17 protein-coding genes are annotated in these 18,525 nt (G+C 39.2%); 11 read left to right on the forward strand and 6 right to left on the reverse strand.

Features of this window, described 5'->3' with window-relative positions; translation table 11 throughout:
• Window positions 1–7 precede the first annotated feature (7 nt).
• Both mepM and lpxM read left to right on the forward strand, forming a co-directional pair.
• The gene (gene mepM, locus GTK47_RS12040; protein ID WP_165123462.1) at window positions 8–1,333 is read left to right on the forward strand and encodes a murein DD-endopeptidase MepM; all 1,326 of its coding nucleotides are present in this window, start codon (window positions 8–10) and stop codon (window positions 1,331–1,333) included.
• Between the two features lie 105 nt (window positions 1,334–1,438).
• Complete coding sequence (lpxM, locus tag GTK47_RS12045) at window positions 1,439–2,413, forward strand: lauroyl-Kdo(2)-lipid IV(A) myristoyltransferase (RefSeq protein ID WP_100159386.1); 975 nt, start codon at window positions 1,439–1,441, stop codon at window positions 2,411–2,413.
• Window positions 2,414–2,491: 78 nt separating this feature from the next.
• Here the strand turns inward: lpxM and pyk are convergent, their stop codons facing one another.
• Together pyk and GTK47_RS12055 are read right to left on the reverse strand one after the other, a co-directional pair.
• The gene (gene pyk, locus GTK47_RS12050) at window positions 2,492–3,934 is read right to left on the reverse strand and encodes a pyruvate kinase (RefSeq protein WP_165123464.1); all 1,443 of its coding nucleotides are present in this window, start codon (window positions 3,932–3,934) and stop codon (window positions 2,492–2,494) included.
• Window positions 3,935–4,165: 231 nt separating this feature from the next.
• The gene (locus GTK47_RS12055) at window positions 4,166–5,008 is read right to left on the reverse strand and encodes a MurR/RpiR family transcriptional regulator (protein ID WP_165123466.1); all 843 of its coding nucleotides are present in this window, start codon (window positions 5,006–5,008) and stop codon (window positions 4,166–4,168) included.
• A gap of 351 nt (window positions 5,009–5,359) precedes the next feature.
• On the opposite strand from GTK47_RS12055, the gene zwf reads away from it, so the two are divergent.
• The 4 genes from zwf (at window position 5,360) to GTK47_RS12075 (ending at window position 9,198) form a co-directional block, all read left to right on the forward strand.
• Window positions 5,360–6,835 (forward strand): glucose-6-phosphate dehydrogenase, encoded by a 1,476-nt coding sequence (zwf, locus tag GTK47_RS12060; protein ID WP_165123468.1) that lies wholly within the window; start codon window positions 5,360–5,362, stop codon window positions 6,833–6,835.
• A 574-nt stretch (window positions 6,836–7,409) separates the two neighbouring features.
• Window positions 7,410–7,850 carry a multidrug/spermidine efflux SMR transporter subunit MdtJ gene (gene mdtJ / locus GTK47_RS12065; protein WP_165123470.1) on the forward strand — a complete coding sequence of 147 codons (441 nt, stop codon included), beginning with the start codon at window positions 7,410–7,412 and terminating at the stop codon, window positions 7,848–7,850.
• 2 nt (window positions 7,851–7,852) lie between these two features.
• Window positions 7,853–8,185 (forward strand): multidrug/spermidine efflux SMR transporter subunit MdtI, encoded by a 333-nt coding sequence (gene mdtI / locus GTK47_RS12070; RefSeq protein ID WP_165123472.1) that lies wholly within the window; start codon window positions 7,853–7,855, stop codon window positions 8,183–8,185.
• Window positions 8,186–8,334: 149 nt separating this feature from the next.
• The gene (locus GTK47_RS12075) at window positions 8,335–9,198 is read left to right on the forward strand and encodes an SDR family oxidoreductase (RefSeq protein WP_165123474.1); all 864 of its coding nucleotides are present in this window, start codon (window positions 8,335–8,337) and stop codon (window positions 9,196–9,198) included.
• 33 nt (window positions 9,199–9,231) lie between these two features.
• On the opposite strand, the gene GTK47_RS12080 is transcribed toward GTK47_RS12075, so the two are convergent.
• Window positions 9,232–9,576, reverse strand: coding sequence for a RidA family protein (locus tag GTK47_RS12080; protein WP_098942664.1), 345 nt, complete (start codon window positions 9,574–9,576; stop codon window positions 9,232–9,234).
• Between the two features lie 85 nt (window positions 9,577–9,661).
• Between GTK47_RS12080 and GTK47_RS12085 the strand changes: the two genes are divergently transcribed.
• The 5 genes from GTK47_RS12085 to rnd all read left to right on the forward strand — a co-directional run bounded on the left by GTK47_RS12085 (window position 9,662) and on the right by rnd (window position 16,297).
• A complete protein-coding gene (locus GTK47_RS12085) occupies window positions 9,662–11,605 on the forward strand; it encodes an ATP-dependent DNA helicase (RefSeq protein WP_165123476.1) in 1,944 nt (647 codons plus the stop codon).
• Between the two features lie 92 nt (window positions 11,606–11,697).
• Window positions 11,698–12,399, forward strand: coding sequence for a tRNA (adenosine(37)-N6)-threonylcarbamoyltransferase complex dimerization subunit type 1 TsaB (gene tsaB, locus GTK47_RS12090; RefSeq protein ID WP_165123478.1), 702 nt, complete (start codon window positions 11,698–11,700; stop codon window positions 12,397–12,399).
• A 92-nt stretch (window positions 12,400–12,491) separates the two neighbouring features.
• Complete coding sequence (locus GTK47_RS12095; RefSeq protein WP_165123480.1) at window positions 12,492–13,088, forward strand: Slp family lipoprotein; 597 nt, start codon at window positions 12,492–12,494, stop codon at window positions 13,086–13,088.
• Window positions 13,089–13,390: 302 nt separating this feature from the next.
• Window positions 13,391–15,079, forward strand: coding sequence for a long-chain-fatty-acid--CoA ligase FadD (fadD, locus tag GTK47_RS12100; protein ID WP_165123482.1), 1,689 nt, complete (start codon window positions 13,391–13,393; stop codon window positions 15,077–15,079).
• 99 nt (window positions 15,080–15,178) lie between these two features.
• Window positions 15,179–16,297, forward strand: a complete 1,119-nt coding sequence (gene rnd, locus GTK47_RS12105; RefSeq protein ID WP_165123484.1) for a ribonuclease D — start codon at window positions 15,179–15,181, stop codon at window positions 16,295–16,297.
• Between the two features lie 371 nt (window positions 16,298–16,668).
• Here rnd and minE read toward each other — a convergent pair whose 3' ends face one another.
• The 3 genes from minE to minC are packed head-to-tail and all read right to left on the reverse strand — an operon-like array spanning window position 16,669 to window position 18,478.
• Window positions 16,669–16,938 carry a cell division topological specificity factor MinE gene (gene minE / locus GTK47_RS12110; RefSeq protein WP_023582089.1) on the reverse strand — a complete coding sequence of 90 codons (270 nt, stop codon included), beginning with the start codon at window positions 16,936–16,938 and terminating at the stop codon, window positions 16,669–16,671.
• A 3-nt stretch (window positions 16,939–16,941) separates the two neighbouring features.
• Window positions 16,942–17,754: a septum site-determining protein MinD gene (gene minD / locus GTK47_RS12115; RefSeq protein WP_099660358.1), complete on the reverse strand. Its 813-nt coding sequence runs from the start codon at window positions 17,752–17,754 to the stop codon at window positions 16,942–16,944.
• 22 nt (window positions 17,755–17,776) lie between these two features.
• Window positions 17,777–18,478 carry a septum site-determining protein MinC gene (gene minC / locus GTK47_RS12120; protein ID WP_165123486.1) on the reverse strand — a complete coding sequence of 234 codons (702 nt, stop codon included), beginning with the start codon at window positions 18,476–18,478 and terminating at the stop codon, window positions 17,777–17,779.
• Window positions 18,479–18,525: the final 47 nt, after the last annotated feature.

Genomic DNA, 18,525 nt, shown 5'->3' on the forward strand with positions numbered 1-18,525 from the left:
TAAGAACGTGCAGCAGAAGAAATCCATTGCACAGGTATATTTAAGTTTACCACTCCCACATAAGATCATGCTCGGTTCGTTAACTGCAGCAACACTGGCCGTCGCAATTTGGCGACCAGTGGTTCTTCAAAATGAGCAAAGCCGAGAAGTTCCTGTCAGCATTCAAATGCCGCTTACCAATCAAGATGAAAATACGGATGACATTATCACTGATAGTAGTGATCAACTTACCGATGAAGGATTAGTTGGTGCGGAAGATGGCACAGATACGAGTACCGCAGTTGCACAAGTTCCTCATACTTATATCGTCTCTAGTGGGGATTCATTAAGTTCAATACTCACTCAGTTTGGTATTGACTCAGCTGATATTGCAACTATCTCTAATCAAAATAAAGATCTTAGAAATCTTAAAATCGGGCAATCTATTAGTTGGGAGCTTGATGATAATGGATTACTAAAAGAGTTAAGTTGGGGTGTTTCTCGCCGTGAAACTCGAGTTTATACCCGTACAGAAACGGGCTTTAAAGAGACAAAAGAGTTTCAAAAAGGTGAGTGGAAAAATAGTGTTACCACTGGTGTTATTCGTGGGAGTTTCTCTGTTAGTGCAACGAATGCAGGTTTAACTAATTCAGAAGCACGCGCAGTGACTAAAGCATTGCAATGGCAAGTAGACTTTAAAAAACTACAAAGTGGCGATCAATTTGCAGCACTTTTTTCTCGCGAAGTGCTTGACGGTCGTACAGAACAAAGTGAACTTATTGGTGTGCGTTTACGCAGCGCTGGTAAAGACTACTATGCTTTCCTTGCTGAAGATGGCCGTTTTTATGATAGCCAAGCTGGTGGATTAGAACGTGGATTTATGCGATTCCCAACAGTGAAGCAGTTTAGAGTTTCCTCTCAATTTAACCCTCGTCGTATTAATCCTGTTACAGGTCGTTTAGCTGCTCATAAAGGTGTCGACTTTGCTATGCCAGTAGGTACACCGGTATTAGCAACAGGGGATGGCGAAGTTATTGTGGCTAAATACAGCGGTGCCGCAGGTAACTTTATCGCTATTCGTCATGGTAGCCAATATACGACACGTTATATGCACTTACGCCAATTACTTGTAAAACCTGGGCAACGTGTTAAGCGTGGAGATAGAATTGCGTTATCAGGCAATACAGGACGTTCTACGGGACCTCATTTACATTATGAGCTGTGGATCAACCAACAAGCAGTCAATCCACTAACGGCAACATTGCCTCGTGCTGATGGTTTAACAGGTAAAGATAAACAAGAATATCTCGCTAAAGTAAAAGAGATTAAGCCTCAATTAGTGCTAGCCGATTGACAATAAACACGATTTTAAAGACATAAAAGCGGATGATTGATATCATCCGTTTTTGTTTTAATGTTTTTTACGCCTATTTGGGGTATCAGTTCAGAGAGTTATCTGATGAATAAAGAAAAAGATACAGATAGCAAAGCGGGTTATGTACCCACTTTTCACCGTGCCTATTTGCATCCTCGTCATTGGGGAACATGGTTAGGTGCAGGTGTATTAAGTGCATTGGCTTATATGCCAGTAAAATGGCGTGATCCATTTCTTGCTTCTATTGGTCGTTTTGTTGGACGTAAAGCGAAAAGTGCAAGACGTCGTGCAGATATCAACTTGAGATACTGTTTTCCAACATGGAATAAAACGCAACGAGAAAATGTACTCGACAGTATGTTTGAAACTGCGCCTCAATCCTTTGTGATGTTAGCTGAGCTTTGTTTAAGAGGTCCTGAGCGTATATTAAAGCGCACATCTTGGCAGGGATTAGAAATTATTGAGCGTTTTAAAGAGCAAGGCCGTAATGTTATTTTTATGGTACCTCATGGATGGGCAGTTGATATCCCTGCAATGTTGTTAGCATCAACAGGTCAGAAAATGGCTGCAATGTTCCATCACCAAAAAGATCCCGTTGCTGATTATTTATGGAATAAAGCACGTCATCATTTTGATGGCAGATTACATTCACGCGAAGCAGGTATTAAGCCTTTTATTTCTTCTGTGCGACAAGGTTACTGGGGCTATTATTTACCAGACCAAGATCATGGTGCAGAGCATAGTCAATTTGTGGATTTTTTCGGTACCTATAAAGCGACATTACCTGCAATTGGGCGGTTAATGAAAGTGTGCCGAGCGGCTATTGTGCCTCTGTTTCCAGTGTATTGTCATAAAACACATCAGCTTAGTATTATTGTTCGTGAACCAATGGATGATATTGAAGATAAAGATGATGCGTACATTGCACGTAGAATGAATGAAGAGTTAGAAGCACTAGTGACACCAACACCAGAGCAATATACGTGGATCTTAAAATTACTGAAGACACGTAAAGAGGGCGAAATAGAGCCTTATGCTCGTGAGAATATTTTGGACTAGTTCTTGCACAAAAAAGAAATAAATAAAACGGGCACTTTATTAAGTGCCCGTTTGGTTATTAAGGTTTAGGACTTTGTGTTATTCAACAGTCAGAATACGGCAGGTATTAGTACTACCGACAGTGCCCATTTGGTCACCTTGAGTCACTAACACTAAATCACCAGAAACTAAGAAACCTTTATCTCGTAAACGAGCAATTGCTTCATTAGCAGCGGCAATACCATCAGTGTGAGTACTGCAATAAACGGGTGTTACACCACGATAAAGTGCGGTCTGATTCAATGTTTTCTCATGACGAGACATTGAGAAAATCGGTAAACCTGTACTGATACGAGACATCATGCGTGCTGTACGACCAGATTCAGTCATCGCAATAATCGCATTAACGCCTTTCATATGGTTAGCTGCATACATTGTAGACATCGCAATGGCTTCTTCCACTGTATCAAACACCATATCTAAACGATGCTTAGAAACATTGGCGGCTGGCATTTTTTCAGCACCTAAGCAGACCTGCGCCATTGAAGCGACCGTTTCTGCTGGATATTGTCCTGCTGCGGTTTCTGCTGAAAGCATAACAGCATCCGTGCCATCTAATACGGCGTTAGCAACGTCCATTACTTCAGCACGAGTTGGCATTGGATTTGTTATCATTGATTCCATCATTTGAGTGGCAGTGATAACGACACGATTAAGCTGACGAGCACGACGAATTAATTTTTTCTGTACACCAACCAGCTCAGGATCACCAATTTCAACACCTAAATCGCCACGAGCAACCATCACCACATCAGAAGCAAGAATAATTTCATCAATGATTTCATCATTAGCAACCGCTTCAGCACGTTCTACTTTAGAAACGATTTGGCATTCACAGCCTGCATCACGGGCTAAACGGCGAGCAAGGTTAAGATCTTCCCCCGTTCTTGGGAATGAAACGGCAAGGTAATCAACACCGATTTTTGCCGCAGTGATAATATCTTGCTTATCTTTTTCTGTTAATGCATCAGCAGAAAGGCCTCCACCGAGCTTATTAATGCCTTTATTGTTAGATAAAGGACCACCAACCGTCACTTCAGTAAAGACTTTTAAACCATCAACTTTGAGGACTTTTAACTGAACTCGACCATCATCAAGAAGTAAAATATCGCCTGGAACCACGTCGGCAGGTAGGCCTTTATAATCGATACCCACTTGATTTTGGTTGCCTTCGCCTTTTTCAAGCGCTGCATCAAGTAAGAATTTATCACCGACATTCAGGAAAACTTTTCCGTCTTTAAAGGTAGATACACGGATTTTAGGGCCTTGTAAATCCCCGAGAATAGCAACATGGCGACCTAATCTTGCAGCAATTTCACGGGTACGATTAGCGCGAGCAAGATGATCTTCCGCAGAACCATGAGAGAAATTTAATCGAACAACATTTGCGCCAGCAATAATAATTTTTTCTAAGTTATTATCACGATCTGTTGCTGGGCCTAAGGTGGTAACAATTTTTGTTCTTCTGAGCCGTCTGGACATGTATTACTCCGTTGACCTTGAACGAAAGGTGTTGGCAATTGGATAAAACAGAAATCAGATTGTGTTTTACCCAATATGTTAAGTGAAACGCTTCAAGCTAATTGCAACATACACTACTGTTTTCATTGTTTGCGAGAGTTAGCTCGCAGATATGCTACCATTTTCCAAAAACTTATCTAGTCAGGGGCACAATCGGAAGTGTGACAATACTAACAGAATAATTAAAAACGGTTACTTATCAAACCGTGAATCACGTAAAGCTTCTTTGACGCGCTTCAAGTTATCTCTGAATTTTGGTCCTCGGCGTAAAATAAATCCTGTTGCGAGAACATCAATAATAGTGAGTTGAGCAAGGCGGGAGATCATTGGCATGTAGATATCAGTATCTTCAGGCACATCAAGCAATATAGGAAGGGTAGCTTCTGAGGCTAAAAGAGAGTCCGGAGTGGTAATGGCAATGACGGACGCATCGTTTTCACGCGCAATTTTTGCGATTTCAACTAAATTCTTAGTGCGTCCTGTATGTGAAATAATAACGACTACATCACCATCAGTACTATTTATGCAACTCATACGTTGCATAATAACATCATCAAAATAAGTGACTGGAATATTAAAACGAGAAAACTTGTTCATGGCATCATGAGCAACGGCTGCTGATGCACCTAAGCCAAAAAAAGAGATTTTTTTTGCTTGCGTTAAAATATCAACTGCACGATTGATAGCTGCGATATCAATATTGTTTTTAACGTTTTCAAGTCCCGCCATTGCGGATTCAAAAATTTTATTGGTATAAGAAGAGACTGTATCGGAATCATCAATATTACGATTTACATAAGGCGTACCGTTGGCAATGCTTTGTGCTAATTGTAATTTGAAATCAGGAAATCCTTTTGTTGCCATACGTCGGCAAAATCGATTAACAGTGGGTTCGCTGACATCAGCCGTTTTAGCCATTAAGGCAATACTTGAATGGATAACTGTTTGTGGCGCAGTTAAAACAGCCTCTGCGACTTTTTTTTCTGATTTACTCAAGATGTCCAGATTAGACTGAACCCTTTCCAATATATTCATTAAATATACAGATCCTTGGCTTTGCCAATTTCAATAAAAGGAGAAATCTATAACGGTTTTATGAAAATATACTACGCAAAGAACAAGGCTTGCAGTGTAAACCATCGGTAAACAGGGCTTTTTTCGTTAAAGTATGACGTGTGTCTAACTTTCAAAGCTGAAAGCAAGAAACAAAACTGTTGTAAAGTTACAAGAAAGGATAAAACACTAGGCATAAAATGAAGCATTACAATATGTGTGGTAAGTTAGAGACTAAAATGTGCAAGTGTATTTACTGAATACATCCAAAAGAGTACATTAATACAAAATTCTGTAACAAAATTACAAAATCTCATCATGAGGAGACGTTCTATGGCAGCGATATCGACTGCTCAGGCCTGTGATCTGGTTATCTTCGGTACGAAAGGGGATCTAGCACGCCGTAAGCTCATTCCATCATTATATCAATTGGAAAAAGCAGGATATATTCACCCTGACTCTCGCATTATTGGTGTCGGTCGTGCTGATTGGGATGTTGAGGCATATAAAAATGTCGCTCATGAAGCGTTAAAAACCTTTTTAAAAGAAGAAATTAAACCTGAAATATGGCAACGTTTAAGTGACCGCTTAGATTTTTGTAATCTTGATGTTAATGAAACCGACCATTTCATTGAGCTATCAAAGCATCTAAAACAAGATAAATTACCGGCTATCTATTACTTTGCTATGCCTCCAAGCACCTTTAGTGCAATGTGTCAGGGATTAGGACATGCAAAATTAAATAAAGAGCCTAATCGCGTCGTAATGGAAAAACCATTAGGGACAGATTTAGCGTCTTCAGTTTCTATTAACGATAGTGTGGCGAAATACTTTAAAGAGACTCAAATTTATCGTATTGACCATTATTTAGGTAAAGAAACGGTTTTAAACTTATTAGCACTGCGCTTTGCAAACTCACTATTTGTCAATAACTGGGACAATAAAACGATTGATCATGTCCAAATTACGGTTGCAGAAGAAGTGGGTATTGAAGGGCGTTGGGGATACTTTGATCAAGCTGGTCAAATGCGTGATATGGTGCAAAACCACCTATTACAAATCCTGACAATGATAGCGATGTCACCACCTGCTGATTTAACGGCTGACAGTATTCGCCAAGAAAAAGTGAAAGTCTTACGTTCATTACGCCGTATTGATAACACCAATATTCGCGAAAAGACGGTTCGTGGACAATATACAGGTGGCTTTGTACAAGGCAAAAAAGTACCCAGTTATCTTGATGAAGAAGGCGCCAATAAAACCAGTAATACAGAAACATTTGTGGCAATCCGCGCTGATATTGACAACTGGCGTTGGGCTGGTGTTCCGTTCTATTTAAGAACAGGTAAACGTCTACCAAGTAAATGTTCAGAAGTTGTGGTTTATTTTAAAAAGCCTGCACTGAATATCTTCAGTGAGACTTATCAAGAGTTACCACAAAATAAGCTGACTATTCGTTTACAGCCAGATGAAGGTATCGATATCGAAGTGCTAAATAAAGCACCGGGACTCGATCATAAACACCGTTTACAAACAACCAAGCTAGACTTGAGCTTCTCTGAAACATTCAATCAAACGCATTTAGCGGATGCTTACGAGCGCTTATTGTTAGAAGCCATGCGTGGGATCCAAGCACTATTCGTGCGTCGTGATGAAGTGGAAGAAGCATGGAAATGGGTAGATTCAATCATTAACGCATGGGAATGCGATAATGAACTGCCTAAGCCATATCAAGCAGGTACATGGGGACCGGTTGCATCTGTTGCCATGATCACCCGTGATGGCCGCTCTTGGAATGAAATTGAATAATTGATTTTGATTATCCATTCTAAAGAAAAAACACCCAGTAATGCTGGGTGTTTTTGTATCAGCTAAATACCTTTAAGCATAATTACAGCAATTTAGATGAATAAACTACTGAAGGATAGTAAAAACATTGATTAACTATGCAATCTGATTTTGGTTAGAAACTAAAACTTAAATAAAACCAATCAATTAACTAAAAAATTTTTCCTCAAAAGCATTGCTTTAAATAATTTGGCGTGATAGAAATATCATGTAACATTTAACCATCTTATATGAGGGTTCGGAGTATATCGTGCGGATGGTCTGTGCGATGAAAGAATAAATAATCATGACTAGCGCCAAAAGCGTCAAAGTTAAACGTTCTACCTATAAGTTATTCCTTTCTGCTATTTTATCCAGCGAACACTACTGGTGTGGCGCATTATAGAAACCTCTCATCTTAATTCCTGAGTTATCAGGAAACGACGTTGCCTTAACGTTCGGCTACTATTGCCGCCAGAAAGACTATCTACATATTCTCTATCTTCTGCGCAAGAAACGTTTTGGCGTATTTCGAATGTGTATGAGAGATGAAAAAATGATTTATTGGATATTTTTAGCATTAGCTATTGTTTGTGAAGTTATCGGTACTTTATCTATGAAGTACGCCAGTGTGAGCGGTGGTTACACTGGTATGATTGTGATGTGGTTAATGATTGCCACTTCCTATATCTTTTTAGCCATAGCCGTAAAAAAAGTGGCATTAGGTGTAGCGTATGCACTGTGGGAAGGTATTGGAATTGTCATTATTACGACATTCAGCGTTCTGTGGTTTGGTGAATCACTCTCACCATTAAAATTAGGTGGCCTAGCAATGCTAATTGCGGGGATCACACTTATCAAATCAGGTACTAAAAAATCGGTTGTTGCTAAGAAAACAACAGAATCGGTAAAAAGTATTGCTGGTAAAGCCAAGTACGTTGCCAGCGCTGTAAAAGGAGCGAATAAGCCAATTCCTGCCAATATCAAGGAGGCTTAATTATGTTAGCTCAATTTGAATGGTGGCACGGTGCGTTTTTAATACTTGCCGTAGTGCTTGAGATTATCGCGAATATATTCTTAAAGATGTCTAACGGTTTTAGCCGAATGGGATTAGGAATATTATCACTGTTTTGTGTGTTAGGCGCTTTTAGTGCGCTTGCAATGGCAGTCAAAGGGATTGAGCTTTCGGTAGCTTATGCACTTTGGGGAGCATTCGGAATTATTGCAACTATCGCCGCGGGTTGGATTTTATTTAATCAAAGACTCAATTATAAAGGATGGGGTGGAATTATATTATTACTGATTGGTATGGTAATGATTAAATTTGCCTAAATCTAATTAACCTAATGAGTGAGATATTGATAAAAAAAAAGAATCTAATTATCACAGCAAAATAAGTGACATTAAAAAAGCTGAGTTCTTATGAATTCAGCTTTTTTGTTTTTATGCTATTCTTTTTATTGTTTAAACAAGGAGAAAATATGAAACGGATCTTAATCGCTGGGGCAACGGGTTATTTAGGACGATTTCTTGTACAGGAACTAAAAACACAAGGTTACTGGGTACGTGTTTTAGTGAGAAACCACCAGCAAGCGACACAGTTTACGAATATTGATGATGTTTTTATTGGTGCAATAACAAATCCTGATCAAATAAAAGATCTTACTAAAGATATTGACTGTGTTATTTCTACAGTAGGGATCACTCGACAAAAAGAGGGATTAACTTATCTGAATGTTGATTATCAAGCGAACGTGAACCTTCTTGAAGATGCTGTTAAATCGCAAGTTAAACAGTTTATTTATATCTCCGCCATAGATGGAGATAAATACCGCCAATTAAAAATCTTTGAAGCTAAAGAGCGCTTTGTCGATAAATTAAAACAATCTAATTTATCGTATTGCGTTATTCGACCTAATGGCTACTTCAGCGATATGGAAGATTTTTTGCAAATGGCTTCGGCGGGAAAAGTCTATTTATTTGGTTCGGGTGAACAAAAAATTAATCCTATCTCGGGTAAAGATCTCGCCCAATTTGTGATTAAAATGATAGGGCACAATACGAAAGAAATTTCTGTAGGTGGGCCTGATATTTTGTCATTAAATCGAATTGCCGAACTTGCAGGTGTTGCATTAAATAAAAAAGTAAAAATTATTCATCTACCTGACTTCTTAAGAAAAATGACTATTTTTCTATTGCGCCATTTTACTTCTCAAAAATTTTATGGGCCTTTTGAATTTTTCTTAACATTTATGGGAAATAGCCATATTGGTGAGAGTTATGGTGATGAGCATTTGTCAGATTACTATCTTGATTTAGCTAAGAAGTTAAATTCAAAAAAATAAGCACCTATAAAAGTAGGTGCTCATTAAATATTTTTACATTGCCGCGATAATTTTAATTTCAACTTTATATTCAGGGTGCATTAATTGTGCTTGCACAGTACAACGCACAGGTGCGCTACCTTTGGCAACCCATGCATCCCACGCTTTATTCATACCTTCAAAATCGGCTTTATCAGCTAAAAAAATTGTCGCATCAAGAATTTTAGTTTTATCAGAACCTACACGTTGTAACAAAACGTCAATTGCCGCTAATGTGTCTGCTGTTTGTTCAATAATATCGCCTGATAAGTTTTCTGGTACGGCAGTGTAATAAATGGTGTCGTTATGAATAACGGCTTCAGACCAGCGATCTTCAGGGTCGATACGTTTAATTGTCATTATGAGTTCTCCTTTGTATTAACGGCATAGGTGGTACTTTTGGTTATCCACTGGCATAATTTACGTCTTATTTTATAAAAAGAGTATGCCTGTGTCAGACGATTTTGCAGAAAACGGGATTTTAACCCGAACTATTCCAGGATTTCATCCCCGTGAAGCTCAACGACAAATGGCGAAATCAATAACGGAAACTATTGATAAGCAAGGTGTACTTATTGCTGAAGCGGGTACAGGTACTGGAAAAACGTATGCCTATCTTGTACCTGCATTGCGTTCGGGTAAAAAAACTATTATCTCAACAGGCTCTAAAGCCTTGCAAGATCAATTATATAGTCGAGATTTACCTACGATCATTGAAGCGATTAATTATGATGGTAATACGGCGTTGTTAAAAGGGCGCTCTAACTATCTCTGTTTAGAACGACTTGATCAGCAAATGCTCAGTGGTGGTGATCTGGAAGCTGAAGTTTTGTCTGACGTCATGTATGTGCGCCAATGGTCAACACAAACAGAAGATGGTGACGTTAGCCGTTGTCATAGTGTTGCTGAAGATAGTCGAGTTTGGCCTTTAGTCACCAGCACTAACGATAACTGCTTGGGGAGTGATTGCCCTCGTTATAAAGAGTGCTATGTTTTAAGCGCACGTAAAAAAGCAATGGATGCGGATGTCGTGGTGGTTAATCACCATTTATTTATGGCGGATACTGTCGTTAAAGATACCGGTTTTGGTGAGCTAATTCCGGAAGCAGAAATTATGATCTTTGATGAAGCCCATCAAATTCCAGATATTGCTAGCCACTATTTTGGCCAACAACTTACCAGTAGACAGCTGTTTGACCTCGCCAGAGATATGACCGTTGCTTATCGCACAGAAGTGAGAGACCAAGTCCAGTTACAAAAAAGTGCCGATAGATTAACGCAAATGGTGATGGATTTTCGCCTAGCGTTAGGGGAGACAGGTTATCGAGGAAACTTACGTGAGCTATTGCAAGGTGGCGAAACAAAACGTTTTCTAACGTTACTGGATGATGCCTTAGAACTGAGCTATGACGTAATGAAACTTTCGTTAGGGCGAAGCCAATTACTTGATAGTGCTTTTGAACGTGCCACTGTTTACCGCAATCGCTTAAAACGCCTGATTGATACCACAATTCCGGGTTATAGTTACTGGTTTGAAAGTTATGGTCGCCATTTCTTATTAGCTATCACACCACTGTCTGTTGCGGATAAATTTCGCGAATTAATCAAATCGCATAAAAGCAGTTGGGTATTTACCTCAGCAACACTTTCTGTAAATGAGCAGATGTCTTATTACACAGATAGATTAGGCTTAGAAAATGCGACAACACTGATTTTAAACAGCCCATTTGATTATCAACATCAAACATTACTCTGTGTACCGCGTTATTTACCACCATTAAATCAGCCTTATACAGCGAAACGTTTAGCCGCTATGCTAACGCCCGTTATTTTAAAGAACCAAGGCCGCTGTTTTTTCCTTTGCACCTCACATGCCATGATGCGTGGACTTGCTGAAGAGTTTAAAGCCAGTTTGCCATTACCTGTATTGATGCAAGGTGAAATGAGCAAGACGCAATTACTGCAAAAGTTTGTTTCATCAGGAAATGCGCTTTTAGTTGCGACCCAAAGTTTTTGGGAAGGCGTTGACGTGCGTGGCGATACACTATCTTGTGTGATTATTGATAAATTACCTTTTACCGCACCTGATGATCCTTTATTAAGAGCACGTATTGAAGATTGTGAATTACGAGGCGGAGATGCTTTTAAGGACGTCCAAATTCCTGATGCTGTTATTAGTTTAAAACAAGGTGTCGGGCGATTAATTCGTGATGTACACGATTATGGTGCAATTATAGTTTGTGATGATAGGTTAGTTTCTCGTGCTTATGGCGAAGTTTTTTTAAGTAGTTTGCCTCCATCACCTCGCACGCGTTCACTCGAAAAAACAATGAAATTTTTGAGCCAACGCGCACAGCAGAATGAAATACAAGAAATATCGGATTCATAATAGCGATCGCACAGAATGTGTGTTTATTCTGTTGAACACTATTATGATATTATTCTTCCTCTTTTAATTATCGAATTTGCCGGAGTTATGGCGTGTCACTGCGAATTTTAGCAATTGATACTGCAACAGAATCTTGTTCAGTTGCAGTTTGGAATGAAGGCGTTGTTGCTTCACGTTTTGAGATCTCACCTCGTGAACATACACAAAAGATTTTACCTATGGTGAAAAGCGCCTTAGAAGAAGCAAATATTACATTGCAATCATTAGATGCACTTGCTTTTGGACGAGGTCCCGGAAGTTTTACAGGTGTTCGTATTGGTGTAGGTGTTGCACAAGGTATCGCGTTAGGTGCAGAGTTACCAATGATTGGTATTTCATCACTTGCCACAATGGCAGAAGGTGTCTTTAGAACAATGGGTATCAAACACGTTCTTGTGGCAATAGATGCGCGTATGGGTGAAATTTATTGCGCTCAATATCAGCGTAATGATGCAGGTATTTGGATGGGTGAAGACACTGAAGCCGTGATGAAACCTGAGCAATTTATAGAAGCATTACAATCAACTACAGGAACATGGGCAATTGCAGGTACAGGCTGGCAAGCATATCCTGATTTAAAAGAGGCACTGCCTTTCACTGTTGTTGAAACCGAGATCACGCTTCCTGCTGCACAAGATATGTTACCTCTTGCTGTAACTGCTTGGCATGAAGGGAAAGCCACGAAAGTTGAAGACGCTGAGCCAGTTTATTTACGTAATGAAGTGACGTGGAAAAAACTACCTGGTCGTGAATAAATTTAGAAGTATCTATTAGAAGCCGAAGAATGAAGCTAAGCTATAATATTATTATAGAGTAACGTTAATATTGACTTGCAATGAGGTGGTTTATGAACAGACAATTAAACTACCGTTTGGTAAGCAAAGCGCTATTTTTATCTGGTGCTTTGTTTCTAGCGGGATGCGTCTCTATACCTGAATCAATAAAAGGTACATCAGCAACGCCAGTGACTAATTTAAATGGTGTTTTTGTTGCGCCTGAACTTTATATTGGTCAAGAAGGGCGTTTTGGTGGACGTGTGATTGATGTTAAAAATCTTCAATCATCAACGCAGCTAGAAATTGCCGTTATGCCTCTTTCTCAATACGATGCTGCGCCCGAATTACATCAACCTTCTGTTGGGCGTCTCTATGCTAATGTTATGCATTTCTTAGATCCCTCTGATTATAAAAATCAATACGTAACCGTTGTTGGTACTATCAAAGGTGTTGAAGCTGGCAAAGTTGGTGAGGCTAGTTATCCATTTTTACGTATTGATGTGACAGGTATGAAACGCTGGACACTGACACAGCAAGTCATTATGCCCGCACCAGTTATGACATGGGGATATTATGGCGATGGCCCATATTGGGGTTATCACCATGGATATGGCGGTTATGGTGGATATCCATATGGAACTGGTCAGGTTGTGCCCGTTTTGGAATAAAAAGTGGGTATTGAACCACATGACGATATAATATTTCACCTCCATTTGTGTGAAACGGTGTATAATCGATATCTATAATATATTAGGTAACTATCTAATAGAGTTATTAAAGTTGAATAAAAAATAAAAGAGAGGGCGGTTTTGACCGCCTTCTTTTTTGTTAATCTAAAAATAAAATATTTAGTGACACACTTCGCATCTTCACAACAGAAAATTGTTTGTGCTGGTAGGATGAGTTAATACTTTGTTAAAAATGAAACACAATATTAACCCAAGAAGTGCGATTAATCAGGAGTACTACTTTGGAAAAAGTCTGGCTTAAACGTTATCCGGCAGATGTTCCGGCTGAAATTGACCCGGACCGTTTCGCATCCCTTGCTGAGATGCTTGAAAACGCTGTCGCAAATTACGCAGATCAACCCGCCTTTATCAATATGGGCGAGGTCATGACTTATCGCAAACTTGAAGAGCGTAGCCGTGCTTTTGCAGCATACCTGCAAAATGGCTTAGGATTGAAAAAAGGTGATCGTGTCGCCTTAATGATGCCTAATTTACTGCAATATCCTATCGCGCTTTTCGGTATTCTTCGTGCAGGCATGGTTGTCGTAAACGTAAACCCACTTTACACACCAAGAGAACTTGAACATCAGTTAAATGACAGTGGCGCAAGTGCCATTGTAATAGTCTCTAACTTTGCGCATACGCTCGAAAAAATTGTGTTTAATACCAGCATTAAGCACGTTATTTTAACCAGAATGGGCGATCAATTATCTCGTCCTAAAGCAACACTCGTTGATTTTGTTGTTAAATATATCAAACGATTAGTGCCTAAATATAACTTGCCTGATGCCATTTCATTTCGTAGAGCAATGCATTTTGGCTATCGTATGCAATATATTAAACCTGAAATTACAGGGGGAGATTTAGCCTTCTTGCAATATACAGGGGGAACAACCGGCATTGCTAAAGGTGCCATGCTAACGCATCGCAATATGTTGGCAAATCTTGAACAAGCCAAAGCGGCTTATGTACCTGCATTACATGTAGGTAAAGAGCTGGTGGTAACCGCATTGCCGTTGTATCACGTCTTTGCTTTAACAGTTAACTGTCTGCTGTTTATTGAGGTTGGAGGTAAAAACTTACTGATCACCAATCCACGAGACGTTAAAGGTACAATTAAAGAACTAGGACGTTACCCTGTCACGGCAATCACTGGCGTAAATACTTTATTTAATGCTTGGTTGCAAAACCCAGAATTTCGTCAACTCGATTTCTCCAAATTGAATCTCTCCGTTGGCGGCGGTATGCCTGTACAAAGTAGTGTTGCTAAAGAGTGGGAAGCATTAACGGGAAAACATTTATTAGAAGGTTATGGTTTAACTGAATGTTCTCCTTTGGTTACTGGTAACCCTTATAACCTGAAAAAATACAGTGGTAGCATTGGATTACCTGTACCTTCAACGGATGTTAAGTTTCTTGATGATGAAGGTAACGAAGTAGACCGCACTGTAGGCGGTGAAATGTGGGTTCGTGGCCCTCAGGTTATGAAAGGTTATTGGAATCGCCCTGACGCTACTGATGAAGTCTTACACGATGGTTGGGTTGCAACGGGTGATATTGCCACAATGGATGACGAAGGTTTTATTCGTATCATTGATCGTAAAAAAGATATGATCTTAGTTTCAGGCTTTAACGTATACCCTAATGAAGTCGAAGAAGTTGTCACGGCACATCCTAAAGTTTTAGAATCGGCAGCAATTGGTGTACCGAGCAAAAACTCAGGTGAAACAGTTAAAGTTTTCATTGTGAAAAAAGATCCATCATTAACGGAAGATGAGATAAAAACACACTGTCGTCGTTACCTAACAGGCTATAAAGTACCTAAAATTATTGAGTTTCGTGATGAATTACCAAAATCAAATGTTGGTAAAATTTTACGCAGAGAGTTAAGAAATGAAGAAAAAGAGTTGAAAACCTCAACTGAATCTTGATACAACACTCAATAACCTTTTTCAATTTCGCCGGTTTATACCGGCGTTTTTGTGATTACATAAAAAAGTCATTAGACATAAAAACAAGAGAAACCTGTTTTGAATTATCAATTGATTACGACAGACACTGCACTAAATACCGCCTGTAAAGCTGCTTCAGAGGCTTCACAAATTGCTTTAGATACAGAGTTTGTCCGCATACGTACCTATTACCCTCATCTTGGTTTGATCCAGATGTATGACGGTAAACAGATCTCTCTTATTGATCCGTTAGCAATTAAGGATTGGGCTCCTTTCGTTGAGCTATTAACAAACCCAGGCATCATGAAGTTTCTCCATGCTGGAAGTGAAGATCTCGAAGTCTTTTCTCACCAGTTTGGTTGTGTTCCAACACCGATGATTGACACTCAAGTGGTGGCTGCATTTTTAGGGCATCCTATCTCTTGTGGTTTTGCGACATTAGTCGAAATATATGAAAATATTGCACTAGATAAAAGTGAATCTCGAACAGATTGGTTAGCGCGCCCTTTAACTGAAAAACAGTGCCAATATGCCAGTGGTGATGTTTTCTATTTGCTACCTTTAGCTGAAAAATTAATTGAAGAAGCTGAAGAAGCAGGCTATATGGATGCGATCGCAGATGAATGCAAAATGATTGCAGAACGTCGACAAGAAACAGTTGTACCAGAGCTTGCCTATCGTGATATTAGCAATGCTTGGCAATTAAAAGACCAACAATTAGCGTGCTTACAAATGCTTGCCCAGTGGCGCTTAAATCAAGCCAAAGCTCGAGATATGGCATTAAACTTCGTTGTAAGAGAAGAACATCTATGGGCTGTTGCTCGTTACCTTCCATCCTCATTAGCAGAACTTGATGCATTATCGCTTTCAGGTCAAGAGATCCGCTGTCATGGTCGTCGTTTATTAGATTTTGTTGTTAAAGCTAAAGAAGTTAAAGATGAAGATTGTCCAGAGCCTATTGGTAATTTAATTGAACAACCAAACTACAAAAAAGCATTTAAAGCGATTAAAGCCGTTATTCAGGAAATCAGTGAAGATAAACGCTATAACCCTGAGCTGTTAGCTTCAAGAAGACAGATTAATCAGTTATTAAGTATTCACTGGAAAATAAAAGAAGGGCAACCTGAATTAATTTCACGCTGGCGTAAAGCATTATTAGAAGAAAAAGTGACAGAAATTTTGGCGCAATATCCATAGTCTTGCTGATTGTTTATTTTCTAATATTTAATCTCCTTAAAATAAAAAGGAATTGTTAGTTCAATAAACAAACAAAACAAAGAATAACAATAGGAGCCTCTTTTGAGGCTCTATTTTTTGCACACAAAAAACACCTAAAAAGGTGAATGCAGAAATAGACTAAATAAATTATTGGTAAATATAGGCGTTATGACGAAATAACTGGTCTCCTGTGACTTATCACCAATGATTAAAATAGCAACGAGATATAGCGCTATTTGCGCATTCAGGTGTATTCAATATGTATATAATTAAACACAGAGCCAATCAAATTAATTATAGTTTATGGCTGGCTCTGTGAATAATGACTTAGATAAAGCGTAAAATATGATTTACTTTGTAGGCTCTTCACTCTCAGGTAAAGTCACATTTAGCTCTAATACAGAGATATCATCGCCTTTTTGTTCAAATTGAACAGAAAGCATCTCTGGATCAATCTGTACATATTTACAGATGACACCTAATAAATCTCTTTTCATATCAGGTAAATAAGCTGGCTCGCTATCACCACGGCGACGTTCTGCCACGATAATTTGCAGGCGCTCCTTGGCAATATTAGCTGTCGACTTTTTACGCGACAGGAAAAAATCTAGTAAAGCCATCTTTTACCCCCCAAAAAGGCGTTTCAGAAAGCCTTTTTTCTCTTCTTCAATAAAACGGAATGGATGTTCTTCACCTAACAAACGATTTACTGTATCTGAATAGGCTTTACCTGCATCAGATTCGCCATCTAAAATAACAGGTTCACCTTGGTTAGATGAACGTAAAACAGATTGATCTTCTGGAATAACACCCAATAGTGGAATGCATAGAATTTCAAGGACATCTTCCATACTTAACATATCACCACGGCTAACGCGGCCAGGATTATAACGAGTTAATAGAAGATGTTCTTTAATTGGATCTTGACCACGCTCAGCGCGGCGTGATTTAGAAGCAAGAATTCCTAAAATACGGTCGGAGTCACGTACTGATGATACTTCAGGGTTTGTTGTAATAATGGCTTCATCTGCAAAATAAAGGGCCATTAATGCGCCACTTTCAATACCCGCAGGAGAGTCACAAATAATAAAATCAAAACCCATCTCATCGAGTTCATCTAATACTTGTTCTACACCATCACGGGTGAGAGCGTCTTTATCTCTTGTTTGTGATGCAGGGAGAATAAACAGATTTTCTGTACGTTTATCTTTAATCAATGCTTGATTTAAAGATGCATCGCCCTGAATAACATTAACAAAATCATAAACAACTCTACGTTCACAACCCATGATAAGGTCTAAATTACGTAACCCAATATCAAAGTCGATAACAACCGTCTTATGACCTTTTTGAGCGAGGCCGGTAGAAATGGCCGCGCTGGAAGTTGTTTTACCAACCCCACCTTTACCTGACGTAACAACAATAATGCGTGCCATGGAGTGATTCCTTGTCGATGCTCTAAATTAAGTTCTCGATTGTTAATTCATTCTCTTGCAGGCTAAGTTGTACTGATTTACCAACAAAGTCTGTAGGAATTTGGTCGCTTAGCCAATATTGACCAGCAATAGAAACAAGCTCAGCAGACAGATGTGTACAAAAAATATGGCTCTCTTTATCACCCGATGCGCCAGCAAGTACACGTCCACGCAATACACCGTAGACATGAACATTACCATCAGCAATTAATTCAGCGCCTGCACTCACATTACTAATGACAACTAAATCGCTATTTTGAGCATAAATGCGCTGACCTGAACGAACAGGAGTATGGATGATTTTTGTTTTTTGACGAACAGCTGCTGGTGCTTCATTCGTTTTATCGTTATTTGCCTGAGTGCTCGGCTTAACTATTTTACCTTCATTTAAGATAGGTAACTGTGCGGCAATTATCGCTTCTTTCTGTTGAGCGTCTGAACTACCACTAATTCCCACGACTCGTAAGCCAGCATCTTCTACAATTCGCCTCAGTTTTTTAAAATCAATATTCTCATCTGCTAAAGCAGAGACATTGATAACCACAGGTGCGTTTTTCAGAAATTGAGGCGCTTGTGCAATTTTTTCTGAAATCGCCTGACGAATAACTTTCGGTGTTCCATCGTTTAAATGGAGTACTGAAAGGGTAAAATTACTGCCTTTTAACTCAATGGGCGTGTTTGACATCTATCTGACTCAGTAAATTTTTTATAATCTGGCACAAAAAACCAGAG

This window comes from Proteus sp. ZN5 (assembly GCF_011046025.1).
Lineage (GTDB): Bacteria > Pseudomonadota > Gammaproteobacteria > Enterobacterales > Enterobacteriaceae > Proteus.

Coding starts and splice junctions, on each gene's coding strand:
- pyk (WP_165123464.1), bottom strand. CDS start 3,934: ATGTCCAGACGGCTCAGAAGAACAAAAATTGTTACCACCTTAGGCCCA.
- zwf (WP_165123468.1), top strand. CDS start 5,360: ATGGCAGCGATATCGACTGCTCAGGCCTGTGATCTGGTTATCTTCGGT.
- lpxM (WP_100159386.1), top strand. CDS start 1,439: ATGAATAAAGAAAAAGATACAGATAGCAAAGCGGGTTATGTACCCACT.
- minC (WP_165123486.1), bottom strand. CDS start 18,478: ATGTCAAACACGCCCATTGAGTTAAAAGGCAGTAATTTTACCCTTTCA.
- mdtI (WP_165123472.1), top strand. CDS start 7,853: ATGTTAGCTCAATTTGAATGGTGGCACGGTGCGTTTTTAATACTTGCC.
- minE (WP_023582089.1), bottom strand. CDS start 16,938: ATGGCTTTACTAGATTTTTTCCTGTCGCGTAAAAAGTCGACAGCTAAT.
- GTK47_RS12080 (WP_098942664.1), bottom strand. CDS start 9,576: ATGACAATTAAACGTATCGACCCTGAAGATCGCTGGTCTGAAGCCGTT.
- mdtJ (WP_165123470.1), top strand. CDS start 7,410: ATGATTTATTGGATATTTTTAGCATTAGCTATTGTTTGTGAAGTTATC.
- minD (WP_099660358.1), bottom strand. CDS start 17,754: ATGGCACGCATTATTGTTGTTACGTCAGGTAAAGGTGGGGTTGGTAAA.
- GTK47_RS12075 (WP_165123474.1), top strand. CDS start 8,335: ATGAAACGGATCTTAATCGCTGGGGCAACGGGTTATTTAGGACGATTT.
- GTK47_RS12095 (WP_165123480.1), top strand. CDS start 12,492: ATGAACAGACAATTAAACTACCGTTTGGTAAGCAAAGCGCTATTTTTA.
- GTK47_RS12055 (WP_165123466.1), bottom strand. CDS start 5,008: ATGAATATATTGGAAAGGGTTCAGTCTAATCTGGACATCTTGAGTAAA.
- GTK47_RS12085 (WP_165123476.1), top strand. CDS start 9,662: ATGCCTGTGTCAGACGATTTTGCAGAAAACGGGATTTTAACCCGAACT.